The organism is Bradyrhizobium sp. NBAIM14, from assembly GCF_020193895.1.
In the GTDB taxonomy this organism is placed as follows: Bacteria; Pseudomonadota; Alphaproteobacteria; order Rhizobiales; family Xanthobacteraceae; genus Bradyrhizobium; species Bradyrhizobium yuanmingense.
On the sequence record NZ_JADYVQ010000018.1, the window covers coordinates 137,154 to 150,642 of the forward strand.

General features: G+C 65.7%; 10 protein-coding genes. 9 read left to right on the forward strand and 1 reads right to left on the reverse strand.

What is annotated here, in order from left to right:
• Positions 1-15: 15 nt before the first annotated feature.
• The 8 genes from msrB to I6F28_RS30345 all read left to right on the forward strand — a co-directional run bounded on the left by msrB (position 16) and on the right by I6F28_RS30345 (position 12,067).
• Positions 16-528 carry a peptide-methionine (R)-S-oxide reductase MsrB gene (msrB, locus tag I6F28_RS30310; protein ID WP_036015643.1) on the forward strand — a complete coding sequence of 171 codons (513 nt, stop codon included), beginning with the start codon at positions 16-18 and terminating at the stop codon, positions 526-528.
• Between the two features lie 223 nt (positions 529-751).
• A complete protein-coding gene (locus tag I6F28_RS30315) occupies positions 752-3,004 on the forward strand; it encodes a flagellar hook-basal body complex protein (protein ID WP_225114200.1) in 2,253 nt (750 codons plus the stop codon).
• Positions 3,005-3,038: 34 nt separating this feature from the next.
• The gene (gene flgK / locus I6F28_RS30320; protein ID WP_225142591.1) at positions 3,039-4,922 is read left to right on the forward strand and encodes a flagellar hook-associated protein FlgK; all 1,884 of its coding nucleotides are present in this window, start codon (positions 3,039-3,041) and stop codon (positions 4,920-4,922) included.
• Positions 4,923-4,943: 21 nt separating this feature from the next.
• Positions 4,944-6,827, forward strand: a complete 1,884-nt coding sequence (locus tag I6F28_RS30325; RefSeq protein WP_225142593.1) for a flagellar protein — start codon at positions 4,944-4,946, stop codon at positions 6,825-6,827.
• A gap of 73 nt (positions 6,828-6,900) precedes the next feature.
• Complete coding sequence (locus tag I6F28_RS30330; RefSeq protein ID WP_225142595.1) at positions 6,901-7,683, forward strand: hypothetical protein; 783 nt, start codon at positions 6,901-6,903, stop codon at positions 7,681-7,683.
• A 10-nt stretch (positions 7,684-7,693) separates the two neighbouring features.
• The gene (locus tag I6F28_RS30335; protein ID WP_225142597.1) at positions 7,694-9,319 is read left to right on the forward strand and encodes a hypothetical protein; all 1,626 of its coding nucleotides are present in this window, start codon (positions 7,694-7,696) and stop codon (positions 9,317-9,319) included.
• A 1-nt stretch (position 9,320) separates the two neighbouring features.
• Complete coding sequence (locus I6F28_RS30340; protein WP_225142599.1) at positions 9,321-10,574, forward strand: ATP-grasp domain-containing protein; 1,254 nt, start codon at positions 9,321-9,323, stop codon at positions 10,572-10,574.
• A complete protein-coding gene (locus I6F28_RS30345; protein WP_225142600.1) occupies positions 10,571-12,067 on the forward strand; it encodes a pyridoxal phosphate-dependent decarboxylase family protein in 1,497 nt (498 codons plus the stop codon). Before I6F28_RS30340 ends, I6F28_RS30345 begins: the two co-directional genes overlap by 4 nt.
• 72 nt (positions 12,068-12,139) lie before the next feature.
• Here I6F28_RS30345 and flbT read toward each other — a convergent pair whose 3' ends face one another.
• On the reverse strand, positions 12,140-12,580 hold the full coding sequence (flbT, locus tag I6F28_RS30350; protein ID WP_036015664.1) for a flagellar biosynthesis repressor FlbT: 441 nt from the start codon (positions 12,578-12,580) through the stop codon (positions 12,140-12,142).
• Between the two features lie 320 nt (positions 12,581-12,900).
• Here flbT and I6F28_RS30355 point away from each other — a divergent pair.
• Positions 12,901-13,489, forward strand: a 589-nt coding sequence (locus I6F28_RS30355) for a flagellin (protein WP_524536123.1), incomplete at its 3' end; no start/stop codon positions are given.

Genomic DNA, 13,489 nt, shown 5'->3' on the forward strand with positions numbered 1-13,489 from the left:
CGCACGGAGAATGACATGCTTGACCGCCGCATCCTGCTCACGACTGTCGCCGGCCTGTTCGGCCTTTCGGCCTTGCGCTGGCTGAGAGGAACACCTGCCGAGGCCGGCGAGAAGGCCGCGCAAAAGTTCGAGATCACGAAGACGGAAGCCGAATGGCGCGCCCAGCTCACGCCGCAGCAATATGAGATCCTGCGCAATCACGGCACCGAGCGGCCCGGCTCCAGCCCGCTGCTGAAGGAGAAGCGCAAGGGCATCTTCGCCTGCGCCGGCTGCGACCTGCCGCTGTTTACGTCGGAGACCAAGTTCGAGAGCGGCACGGGCTGGCCGAGCTTCTATGCGCCGATCGAAGGCAATGTCGGCAAGACCGAGGACCGCAGCTACGGCATGGTCCGCACCGAGGTGCATTGCCGGCGCTGCGGCGGCCATCTCGGCCATGTCTTCGACGACGGCCCGAAGCCAACCGGATTGCGCTATTGCATCGACGGTTTCGGCTTGGTCTTCCACCCCGCGGCGGCGTCGGCGACGTAGGTTTCGCGGGAGTCATTCCGGTCCTGCGGACCGCTCCGGAACGACAGGATGCCCCGGCAATTGTTGCCGGTCCCGGCAAATGTGCCCCGGTCGTCAGACCGGGGCTTTTTCATTAAGTCATTGATTTCCTGAAGATACTCGCATTGGCATAGGCCTTGCGACGTCTCTTTCCGATTGCGGCCATGGTCGACCGGCCGCCGAGATCGGATTTGGAGACAAAGTTATGGGTATCTTCGATGCAATGAACACCTCGGTGGGTGGCCTGCAGGCGCAGTCCTTCGCGCTGCAGAACATTTCCGGCAACATCGCGAACTCATCCACCACCGGTTACAAGGGCATCGGCACCAGCTTCGTCGACCTCATTCCGGACTCCTCGGTCCCGAGCAAGCAGGTGGCAGGCGGCGTGCAGGCCAACGCCAAGGCCACCATCACGACGCAGGGCACGATCTCGTCCTCCAGCGTCGCCACCAACATGGCGATCACCGGCGACGGCTTCTTCTCGATCCAGAAGGCGAGCGGCGTCGTTGACAACGTGCCTGTCTTCACCGGGGTGACCTACTACACGCGGCGCGGCGACTTCCAGCTCAATGCCAACGGCAACCTGGTCAACGGCGCCGGCTATTACCTGATGGGCGTCACCGTCGACCCGAAGACCGGCAACCCGACCGGCAGCGTGGCGAACGTGCTGCAATTCCAGAACAACTTCATTCCGGCGCAGGCGACGACCTCAATCCAGTACGCGGCGAACCTGCCGACCCAGCCGAACACGGTGGCGAAAACCACGGCCTCGACCGGCACATTGCTCGCGGCCGGCGGTCTCAACCCGTCCGATTTCGCCGCCAACCCGCTGCCGGTCGGCACCCCGCCGGCGCCCTATGCCAACGCGACCGTCTCGGGCGCGGCCGCAACCGGCAACATCCGCTCGGCTTATTCGTCAACGACGGCCACCGGCACGGTTGCGCTCCAGAACAATTCCTCGGCGGTGGCTTCGACGACCACGTCCCTCGACAATACCGCCGGCACGCATCTCGCCTCCAGCATTCTGACCGCGCTAAGCGGCCAGACGCTCACAATCAACGGCAACACCATCACCTTCAACGGCGGCACCACGGTCTCGACCGTCGGCAACAACACCACGATCGGTCTCGGTGCGGGTACGACGGCGACTGTGGCCGACATCCTGAACGCGATCCAGACGGCCGGCGGCGCCGGCGTCACCGCTTCGCTCTCGGTCAGCGGCAATATCCAGATCGCGACCGGCACCGGCACCGACGTCGCGATCGGCAGCGGCACGGCCGCCACCGCGCTCGGCATCAGCAGCGTGACGCGTGGCGGCAACGTGCTGTCCTCGCCTGCAATCTCCGGCGCGACGGTGCTGAGCGGCTCGGCCACCGCCGGCGGTGCCCAGGTGCTCACGTCGGGCTTTTCCCCCGGCGACACCATCACCGTCAACGGCCAGACGCTGACCTTCATGGCCTCGGGCGCCTCGGGTGCGAACCAGATCAACGTCACCGACAACATCACGACCCTGCTCGGCAAGATCGACGCGCTCTCCGGCGCCTCGGGATCGTCGGTCAGCAGCGGCGGCGTGATCACGCTGAACACCGGCACCGTCTCCAACCTGACGGTCTCGAGCTCAAACAGCGCGGCCTTCTCCGCGCTCGGCTTCACCTCGACCATCACCAGGAATCGCGAGGGTGGCGGCACGGCCGGCACCGGCGGCGTGATCGGCAACGACATCGCCACCTTCACCAAGGAATCGATCAGCGGCGGCGCGGTGACCGCCTACAACGCCGCCGGTACGCCGGTGAACCTGCAATTGCGCTGGGCCAAGACCGACAGTGCCTCGCTGGGCGCGGGTCATTCCGACAGCTGGAACCTGTTCTACCAGACCGACCCGAACGCGACCGGCACGACGGTCGGATGGGTCAATACCGGCCAGACCTTCACCTTTGCCGCCGACGGCTCGCTGACCTCGCCGAGCGGCTCGGGCATCACCATCAACAATGTCACCGTCAGCGGCCAGTCGCTCGGCTCCGTCGCCTTCAACATCTCCTCCGGAGGGCTGACGCAATATGCCAGCACCAGTGGCGCGGTGACGATCAACACCATCACCCAGAACGGCTACGCCGCCGGTCAGCTCCGATCGGTCGCCGTCAACAACAACGGCGTGGTGGTCGGCACCTTCTCCAACGGCCAGAACCTCAACCTCGCGCAGGTGCAGCTGTCGCATTTCAACGGCACCAATTATCTGAAGGCGATGGACGGCGGCGCCTATGCCGCGACCGAACAATCGGGTGACGCCATCGACGGCGCTTCGGGCACCATCAGCGGCTCGTCGCTGGAGGGATCCAACACCGACATCGCCGACGAATTCACCAAGCTGATCGTGACCCAGCAGGCCTATTCGGCCAACACCAAGGTGATCACGACGGCAAACTCGATGGTGCAGGATCTCCTCAACGTGTTGCGCTGATCGGCGCGTGACGTAACAAAGGCGGGCCAGTGATATGGGTTTGAGTTCAGCCCTCGCCAGCGCGATGAGCGGTCTGCGTGCCAACCAGGCCGCGCTCTCGATCGTCTCCTCGAACGTCGCCAATGCGCAGACGCCGGGTTACGTCGTCCAGACGCCGAACCAGATCGAGGTCACCACCGGCGAGTTCGGCGCGACGGCGATGACGACCGGCGTCAGCCGCCTGCTCGACACCTATGTGCAGAACCAGCTACGGACCGAGACCGGCGGCGGCGGCTACGCCGACCAGATGGCCAACATCCTGAAGCAGCTTCAGAATGTCTACGGCACGCCCGGCAATTCCGGCACGCTCGAAAGCGCGCTGAACAAGTTCACCACGGCGCTGCAGGCGCTGTCGACCAGCTCGGGTGCGTCGTCGGCGCAGACCGTGGCGCTCGGGGCGGCCCAGGCGCTCGCGACGCAGCTCAACGTCACCACCAAGGGCATCCAGTCGCTGCGCTCCAACGTCGAGCAGGATCTCAGCAATTCGGCGCAGGCCGCCAATGCGGCCATGAAGCAGATCGCCGACATCAACACCAGGCTCCAGGGCCTGTCGGCCAACGATCCCTCGGCCGCAACGCTGATGGACCAGCGCGACCAAGCCATCAACACGCTGTCGAAATATGTCGACGTCCGCGTCACCACCGACAATTCGAACCAGGCCAACATCTACACCACGACCGGCATCCAGCTGGTCGGCGCCGGGCTCGCCTCGGAATTCTCCTTTGCCTCCGCCGGCGCGCTGTCGGCAACGTCGCTCTACAACATCGACCCTGCCAAGTCCGGCGTCGGCGCGTTCAACATCAAGCTCCCGAACGGCTCGCAAGTCGACGTCGTCGCCAACAACGTGGTGTCGTCCGGCCAGATCGCGGCCGACCTGAAGCTGCGCGACGACATTTTGGTGCAAGCGCAGAACCAGATCGACCAGCTCGCCGCCACGATGGCGAGCGCGCTGTCCGATAAGGCCACGGCGGGCAGCACGGTCACCGGCCCGCCGGCCGGCTTCGATCTCGAGCTTGCCGGTGCGCTGCCGGGCAACACGGTCAACATCACCTATACGGACACGGCGACCAACACGCAGCGCCAGATCACGCTCGTCAACGTGACCGACCCCGCTGCGCTGCCGCTCCAGAACGCGACCAACGCCAACCCGATGCGGATCGGCGTCGACTTCGCCGGCGGCATGGGCGCGATCGCCTCTGCGCTGAACACCGCGCTGTCGGGCACGCATCTGTCGTTCTCCGCCGCCCCGTCGCCGGCGACCGCCACGACGCTGCGGGTGACCGACGACAACACCGGGCTTGCCAAGGTCGGTTCGGCCTCGACCACCAAGACGATCTCGTCGCTGACCTCGGGCAATCCGCAGCTGCCGCTGTTCACCGACGGCGGGCAGGCGCTCTACACCGGCGCAATCACGGCGTCGGGCTCGCAGATGACCGGTCTTGCCGGGCGCATCGCCGTGAACACGCAGCTCGTGACCGATCCGACCCGGATGTCGGTCTACAATACCTCGCCGGTGACGCCCGCAGGCGACACCACGCGTTCGGACTATCTCTACTCGCAGCTCACCAGTGCAGTGTTTTCCTATTCGCCGCAGAGCGGCCTCGGCTCGGCGAGCCAGCCTTTCACCGGCAGCGTCTCGAACTTCCTCCAGCAGTTCTTGAGCGTGCAGGCCAACGCCGCGACCCATGCGACCCAGCTCCAGCAAGGCCAGAGCGTCGTGGTCTCGACGCTCCAGGCCAAGTTCGACTCGACCTCCAAGGTCAACCTGGACTCGGAGATGTCGAACCTGATCCAGCTTCAGAATGCCTATGCCGCCAACGCCCATGTCATGTCGGTGGTGCAGACCATGATGAACACGTTGATCCAGGCTCAATTGTAAACAGTAACAGGGCTCCGAAAGATGGCGATCAGCAGCATCAACTATTCTTCGTCGATCCTCGGCGCGCAGATCCGCAACATCAATCAGCAGCTCACCGACCTCTCGACGCAGCTTGCGACCGGCAAGCTGTCGCAGAACTATGCCGGCATGGGGACGAACGAGGGCTTTGCGATCGCCGGGCGCGCGCAGCTCTCCAACATCGCCGGCTATACCGACACGATCACCAACGTCAACGTCAGCATCAACCTCGCCAACACCGCGCTGCAATCGCTGACCAAGATCCGCAGCACGGTGCAGACCGGCTCGGCCTCTACCGCGCAGGACCTCAACGTCAACGGCCAGACGATTGCCCAGAACACCGCCGCCGCCCAGTTCGGCTCGATGGTCGGTGTCCTCAACACGCAGACCGGCAGCCGCTATCTGTTCTCCGGAACGGCAGTCAATACCCAGTCGGTCGCCGATGCCGGCGACATCATTAACGGCACCACGACACAGGCCGGCTTCAAGATCGTCATGGCCGAGCGCCAGGCCGCGGACCTAGGGACCAGCGGCATGGGCCGCCTGGTGCAGACGCAGCCGACGGCAAGCTCCGTGCAGGTGTCGGAGGACGTCGCCGGATCGCCGTTCGGCCTCAAGATCAAGGCGGTGTCCTCGACGCTGACAGGCGCGACCGTCACCGGCCCGAGCGGCTCGCCGGTGTCGTTCTCGGTCGATCTCAACGGCGTCAATCCGAACAACGGCGACAAGCTCAGCATTCAGTTCACCCTGCCGGACGGCACGACCGAGCAGATCGACCTGACGGCGTCCTCGGCAACGCCGACGCCGCTCGGCAGCTTCGCGATCGATGCGAGCACGCCCGTCAACCCGAACAATACTGCTGCGAATCTCAACACGGCGCTCAACACCGCGATTCAGAAGCTCGCCAACACCTCGCTGGTGGCGGCATCGGCGATCGTTGCGGGCGACAACTTCTTCAACACCGCGAGCTCTGCGATCGGCACCCCCGTCAACAACCAGACGGCGCCGGCGGCCCCGGTCACCGGCGCGACGGCGCTATCGGGCGCGAGCCCCTCGGACTCGATCTCGCCGGGCTTCGTCGCAGGCGATACCATCACCGTCAACGGGACCACGCTGACCTTCGTGGCCTCGGGCGCGACCGGCAACCAGCTCAATGTCACCGACAGCATCCAGACCCTGCTGAGCAAGGTCGACGCGATCACCGGGACCTCGAAGCCTTCGACGGTCCATGGCGGCTCGATCACGATCAACACCGACGATGCGGCGAGCCTCAACATCACGACGTCGAACACCGGCGCGCTGAGCGCGCTCGGGTTCAGCTCGACGCCCGTGACCGCCACGCAGCCGCCGCTGCGCGTCGGCTCCTCGCCTGCGAGCTCGGCGACCACGCTGGTGAACGGCTCGGCCAATACGGTGAAATGGTATTTGGGCAATGACGGGCCCGGCTCGGCGCGCTCGACCGCGATGGCGCGGGTCGACGATGCCGTGACGGTGCAGTACGGCGCCCAGGCGAATGAGGATGCGATCCGCCGGCAATTGCAGGCGATCGCGGTGTTCGGCACCTTCTCGACCTCGCCGACCGGGCAATATTCGGGCGGGCAGGTCTCGGCGCTCAGCTTGCGGGTGACCCAGGCGCTGACCCAGCAGCCCGGACAGCAGCGCATCGAGGACATCCAGACCGACATCGCGATGGCCCAGAGCACGATGAAGGACGCGAGCACGCGCCAGACCCAGGCCAAGGCGCAGCTCCAGACCATCATTGACCAGGCGGAATCGGCTTCGCCCGACCAGGTCGCGAGCGAGATCCTGGCGCTGCAGAACGCCCTGCAGGCGTCCTACCAGGTGACCTCGAACCTGGCGCAGCTCTCGCTCGTCAAGTTCCTGTAATGAAGCGTTAAGACGCCGTTAACCATGCCTGTTTACCTCTTGGTGAGGATTGCAAGCGGGGGCGGAGCGGTCGATGTCGGACAAGATGCAGCTGGTGGTGGCAACGCCTTGCTTCGGCGGGCAGGTGTCGAGCATCTATGCGAGCTCGATCTTCGCGTTGCAGCGGGCCGTGCACGGCATGTCCAATCTCGAGCTCAAGGTTCTCTTGCGCGACGGCGACGCGCTGATCACCCGTGCGCGGGCCAACCTGGCCGCGATGTTCCTGGACGATCCGAAGGCGACGCATTTCCTGTTCATCGATGCCGATATCGGCTTCAAGCCGGAGCAGGTGTTCCGCCTGATCGAATGCGGCGCGGACGTCGTCGCCGGCTGCTATCCGATCAAGCGGGTCAACTGGGACAAGGCCGCGCGGGCGATCCAGTCGGGTCGGGCCGACGTGCCGGCCGCCTCGCTCGACTACGTGCTCGAGATCGAGGATCCCGACCGCATCGTGGTGGTCAACGGATTCACCCGCGTGCGCTATGCCGGCACCGGCTTCCTGATGATCCGGCGTCACGCGCTGGAGGCGATGTGCCGCCACCCCGACTACGCGAACCTCCAGTTCTTCCGCGAGCATTCCCATGATGCGCTGGCGGCGAGCCGGAACCGGTTCGCGCTGTTCGAATGCATGATCGATCCGGCGACCGGCACCTATCTGTCCGAGGACTTCGCCTTCTGCAAGCGCTGGACCGATATCGGCGGCGAGATCTGGGCCGACATCCAGAGCCCGCTCGACCACGTCGGGCCGTCGGTGTTCCATGGCGACATCGCCTCGCAATTCGCAGCTGCGCCTGCGGCGGCCGATGCCGCGGCGTGAGCCTTTCGGGATGAGCGGCGGCCCATCCCCTCGGCCCGAGATGCAACGCGCCGCCGACGGCGGCTCGCGTTATCGCCTGCGCGATCTCTTCACGCCGCTCGACACGCTGCTCGTTTCCGGCGGAGATCCGCGCCTGGCGCTCGATCCCACCGGCCGCGCCAACGCCTATGGCTGCCGGGCTTCGCCGGAGCCGGAGGTGTGGAATTTCGCCTCCTCGACCGCGTCGACGATCTCGCAGGCGGCCTATGACCGCGCCGCGCTGGCGCGTGAAGAGCTGATGCACAAATGCCTGCTCGACGAGGTCGAGCTCGCTTTCGATGCACGCTGCGAGGATATGCGCCACGAGCTGCGCGGTCATCTCCAGCTCTCGCCGCGCGTCGACGTGGTGTTCTCGCCGTCCGGCACGGACTCCCAGCTCCATGCCCTATTCCTGGCGCGCACGATGCTCGGCGCGCGGCCGGTGACGATCTTGGTCGGCGCCGACCAGACCGGCAGCGGCACGGCCCATACCGCGCGTGGACATCATTTCAGCACCCTGACGGCGAGCGGCTTTGCGGTTCGCAAGGACGGCGAGGTCGCGGGGCTGGCCGGCGCTAGCATCTCGCTGCCGTTGCGCGCGCCGGGGGCCGGGATCGCGATGCGCACGGATGCCGATGAAGCGGTGCTGCATGCGGTCGAGGCCACGATCGCACAAGGCGCGCCCGTGCTGCTCCAGATCATGGATTCCTCGAAGCTCGGATGGCGTGCGCCGAGCGCGGCCTGCCTCGACGAGATCGCGCGGCGCTGGCCGCGCAAGGTCCAGATCGTCGTCGACGCCTGCCAGGCCCGGCTCGGTCGCCGGCGGCTGCGCTCCTATCTCGACCGCGGCTATATGGTGCTGATCACCGGCTCCAAATTCTTCGGCGGACCTGCCTTCAGCGGTGCACTGCTGGTGCCGAAAGGCCTGTCGCGGTCGCTCGATCGCGTCGAGGGGATCGCATCTGGAATCCGTGACTACGCCGGCCGCTGCGATTGGCCGATGACCTGGACGGCGCTGCGTTCGCGCTTCGAGCGCCGTCCGAATTTCGGTCAATGGCTGCGCTGGGAGGCGGCGCTGGCCGAGATCGGCAGCTACTACGGCGTGCCCGGGGCCTTCCGCGCCGGGATGCTCGCCGAGCTCGCTGCCGGCATCGACAGCATGATCGCATTGTCGCCGTCGTTGCGCGCTGTTTCGGCCGCGACCCACGCGGCCGGCATCGACGACGAGGAATTCGTGCAGCCGACCATCTTTCCGTTCACGCTGCTGCGCGACGGCAAGCCGGTTTGTGTTGCCGAGACCGCTTCTGTTCATCGCGCGCTGGCGCGTGATGTCAGCCAAGAGATCAACGGCAGCACGGAGGACCGTCAGGTCGCCGCGCAGCGCTGCCTGATTGGCCAGCCGGTGCGGCTGGAGTGGCAGGACGAGACGCCGCAGGCCGTGCTGCGCCTCTGCGTCGGCGCGCGGCTCGTGGCTGAGGCCTGGTCGCCGGACAGGGCGGAGGCGCAGCGCAACGTGCAGCACCTTCTCGACCAGATCGCCCACGTCCTGGTGAAGATCGAGCTGCTGCTCGCCGGTGGCGCAGCGGCCGTGCCGGTAAAGTCCGCGTTCGAGGTGTGAGATGCAGCATCCGGTTTCCCCGCCGATCGGCCTGACCGCGGCGAACTATGCCGACCGCATCGGCTTTGCGCAGCTGACGCGCCGGGCCTTCGAAGGCGTCGATCTGCATCCGTTGCGCGATCAGCTCGTCGCGCGCATCGCGGCGGGGACCGCGCTGGCGGGCGAGGGGCTGGACCTGTCGTTGATCACCCAGCTGCTGGGTGACAAGGATCGGGGGCTTGCGATCCAGTCCGAGGTGCTGGCCTTCCATCAATTGTTCCGAACGCCCAGCGCAGCTCCGAAGTCGGGCCTGCGCCTGCTCGCGCTTGCAGCCGACATCGACATGGGCGGCAACACGCCGATCGATTTCCTGCTCGAGGGCTCCGATGTCGAGCTGTTGACTCTCTATGTGATCAAGGGCGTCGGTTTGCCCGAGACCTTGCCGGAGCACGACGTGGCCATCGTGGTCGCGTCCGATTCCGAGGAATGCCGTGAGGCGCTTGCGCTGATCGAAGGGGCCGCGCCGCACTGGCCGCGGCCGCTGCTCAATCGCCCCGATCGCATCGGCAATCTCGATCGCGACAAGCTGTATCGGCTGCTGATGGACGTGCCCGGCCTCGACATTCCCGCGACCATCCACGCAACGCGCGCGCAATTGTCGGACCTCGCGCAGGCGCGGATCGCATGCGAGGACATCGCAGGCGAATTGCACTTTCCGATGATCGCACGGCCGCGCGGTTCGCATGCCGGCGTCGGGCTCGCGAAGCTCGACGATGCGGCGGCTCTGGCGGCCTATCTCGCCGAACGGAAAGAGCAGGACTTCTTCGTCGCACGCTTCGTCGATTATGTGAGCCCCGATGGGCTCTACCGCAAGTATCGCCTCGCCATGGTCGACGGCAAGCCGTACGCGTGCCACATGGCGATCGCCGACCGTTGGGACATCTGGTATCTCAACGCCTACATGGCCTTCAGCGAAGAGAAGCGGACCGAGGAAGCCGTCTTCATGCGCGACTTCGACCATGCCTTCGGCGCGCGCCACGGAAACGCGCTCGAGGAGATGAGCCGGCGCGTCGGCCTCGACTATTTCATCGTCGATTGCGCCGAGAACGCGGATGGCGAGCTTCTGGTGTTCGAGGCCGACAACACCGCCGTCGTGCACAACATGGATTCGCCGGTCGTGTTTCCGTACAAGCCGCCGCAGATGCGCAAGATCTTTACCGCGTTCACGACGATGCTGTTGCGGCATGCGAAGACGGGCGGGGAGAGCGCAGCATGAACGAGATCATCCGCAATACGCAAAGCTCCGTCGCGAATACCCCGCTCGATCCGCAGGACTGGAGCGAGTTTCGCGCGCTGGCCCACCGCATGCTGGACGAAACGATCGACGGCATTGCCAACGTTCGGGCGCGCCCCGTCTGGCGGCCGATCCCCGATGACGTGCGCGCGGCCTTCAGGGCGGACGTGCCGCGCGAGGCGAGTGAGCTTGCCGGGGTCTATCGCGAATACTGCGAGCATGTCGCGCCCTATGCGACCGGCAACGTCCATCCCGGCTTCATGGGCTGGGTGCATGGCGGCGGCACCGCCGTCGGCATGCTCGCGGAGATGCTCGCGGCCGGCCTCAACGCCAATCTCGGCGGACGCGACCACATGCCGATCGAGGTGGAGCGCCAGATCGTCGACTGGATGCGCCGCCTGTTCCTCTTTCCCGAGAGCGCGAGCGGCATCTTCGTCACCGGCACGTCGATGGCCAATCTGATGGCCGTGCTGGTGGCGCGCACCACCGCGCTCGGCACGCTGGCGCGGCAGCACGGCATCGGCAATGATGGTGCGCTGCTCACGGCCTATACGTCGCAGGCAGCGCATGGCTGCATCTCGAGGGCGATGGACATTGCCGGGCTCGGCACCGATGCACTGCGCAAGATCGCAGTCGATGCCGATCATCGCATCGACGTTGCCGCATTGCGCGCACAGATCGCCGTCGATCGCGAGGTCGGCTTCAAGCCTTTCCTGGTGGTCGCATCCGCCGGTACGGTCGATATCGGGGCGATCGACGACCTCAGGGCGATCGCTGCGTTGTGCCGCGAGGAAGGAATCTGGTTTCACGTCGACGGCGCTTTCGGTGCGCTCGCAATCCTGTCGCCGGAGCTTGCGCCGCTGCTCGGCGGCATCGAGCTTGCGGATTCAATCGCACTCGACTTCCACAAATGGGGGCAGGTGCCGTATGACGCTGGCTTCCTGCTGGTGCGCGACGGCGAGCAGCATCGGCAGGCCTTCGCGCAGCCGGCGGCCTATCTGAGCCGCGAGGCGAGGGGGCTTGCGGCGGGCGCGGTCTGGCCCTGCGATCTCGGCCCTGATCTGTCGCGCGGCTTTCGTGCGCTGAAGACGTGGTTCACGCTGAAGACGTTCGGCACCGACCGGCTGGGCCGGGCAATCGCACGAAGCTGCGCGCTCGCCAAATATCTGGAGGCGCGTGTGCTGGCCGAACCACGGCTGGAATTGCTGGCACCGGTCAATCTCAACATCGTCTGCTTCCGCTATCGCAGCGGCGATGCGGTCAATCGCGAGATCGTCGCCGACGTCCAGGAGTCCGGCATCGCTGCGCCATCGAGCACGACACTGGACGGAAAGTTCGCGATCCGCGCCGCGATCGTCAATCACCGCACCGAGGAGGCGGACATCGATGCGCTGATCGCAGCCGTGCTGCAGTTCGGTGGACAGCGGAGCGGCGGAGTGATCGAGGTCGACGCGCCACCGCTCGTAGCGCAATAACTTGACGAACGTCTGAAACGACAACGGCCCCGGAGGCGATCCGGGGCCGTTGTCGGTGCTGCGAACGGTGTATCAGGCGGCGGTGCTGACGTCGTCCTTGTCGGCTGCCGCCTTGGGATGAGTGGCCTCGAACTGGTTGCGCAGCTTCTCCTCATAGGCGATCAGCTTGCGGGCTTCCTTCAGCGCTCGGTAGAGGTCGCCGTTCAAGATGTTGTTGTTGATGCCTTCGATGATCGGCCAGGAGCTCGGCACCGCGGTGACGATGTCCCGCACCAGGTTGAAATAGGTGCCGTGCTGGGTCTGCGGATCCGGGGAGATGTACATGAGCTGGACCGCCAGATAGACGAGCTTGGCGGGTGTGTCGGCGGTCTCCGGCGTGAGGATGTCGCGCTCGCGCAGGATCGGCACGTTCTCGCCATCGATCAGGAGGCGGGCCCGCTGGTCCGTGTTGGTGATCACGGAATTGCCGACGATGATGCGTTCGTGCGGTTTGAGCTCGACCTTGAGGGCCATTCCTGTTCTCCATCAACGCTTTCGTAACCGAGCGTTCGTTGCGGCCTATCAGGACGTGATTCTCGCTCGCAACTAGTTAACGAGCTGTAAATTTGAGCCATGCCCGCCAAAAAGCTCAATGCTTTCAAGGACAGGATTGGCGCGGTGGTGCTGCTAGGCGCGTCGCTTCCGAGGCCGAATCACGTGTGACCGGGCAAAAGCGCGGGTTTCATTTCATGTTTCGTTAGAGGTCTCGGCGGCACGGTCCGCCGTCGCTGGGTCCATCGCGATCCAAGCAGACGTGTAACAGTAGCGTCGTTTACCAGAAAGGTAACAGAGTCATGTCAGGCATCGTCCTCTCCGCATCGGTTCGTCAGAACCTGCTCTCCCTCCAGTCCACCGCTGATCTTCTCGCCACCACGCAGAACCGTCTGTCGACCGGCAAGAGCGTCAACTCGGCCCTGGACAATCCCACCAACTTCTTCACGGCCCAGTCGCTCGACAACCGCGCCAGCGACATCAACAATCTGCTCGACGGCATCGCCAACGGCGTGCAGGTGCTGCAGGCTGCCAACACCGGCATCACCTCGCTGCAGAAGCTGATCGACTCTGCGAAGTCGATCGCCAACCAGGCGCTGCAGACCACGGTCGGCTATTCCACCAAGTCCAACGTCTCCGCCACCATCTCCGGTGCGACGGCGGCCGACCTGCGTGGCACGACCTCCTACGCCAGCGCGACGGCGAACAGCAACGTCGTGTATAGCGGTGCGGCCGGCGGCACCACCGCGGCGACCGGCACGACCACGCTCGGCGCCACCATCGGCGTCTTCGCCAGCACGGGCGCAACGGCCGGCGACGGCACCACGGCGCTGACCGGCACCATGACCCTGATCGCCACCAACGGCACGACCGCGACCGGCCTCGCCGGCA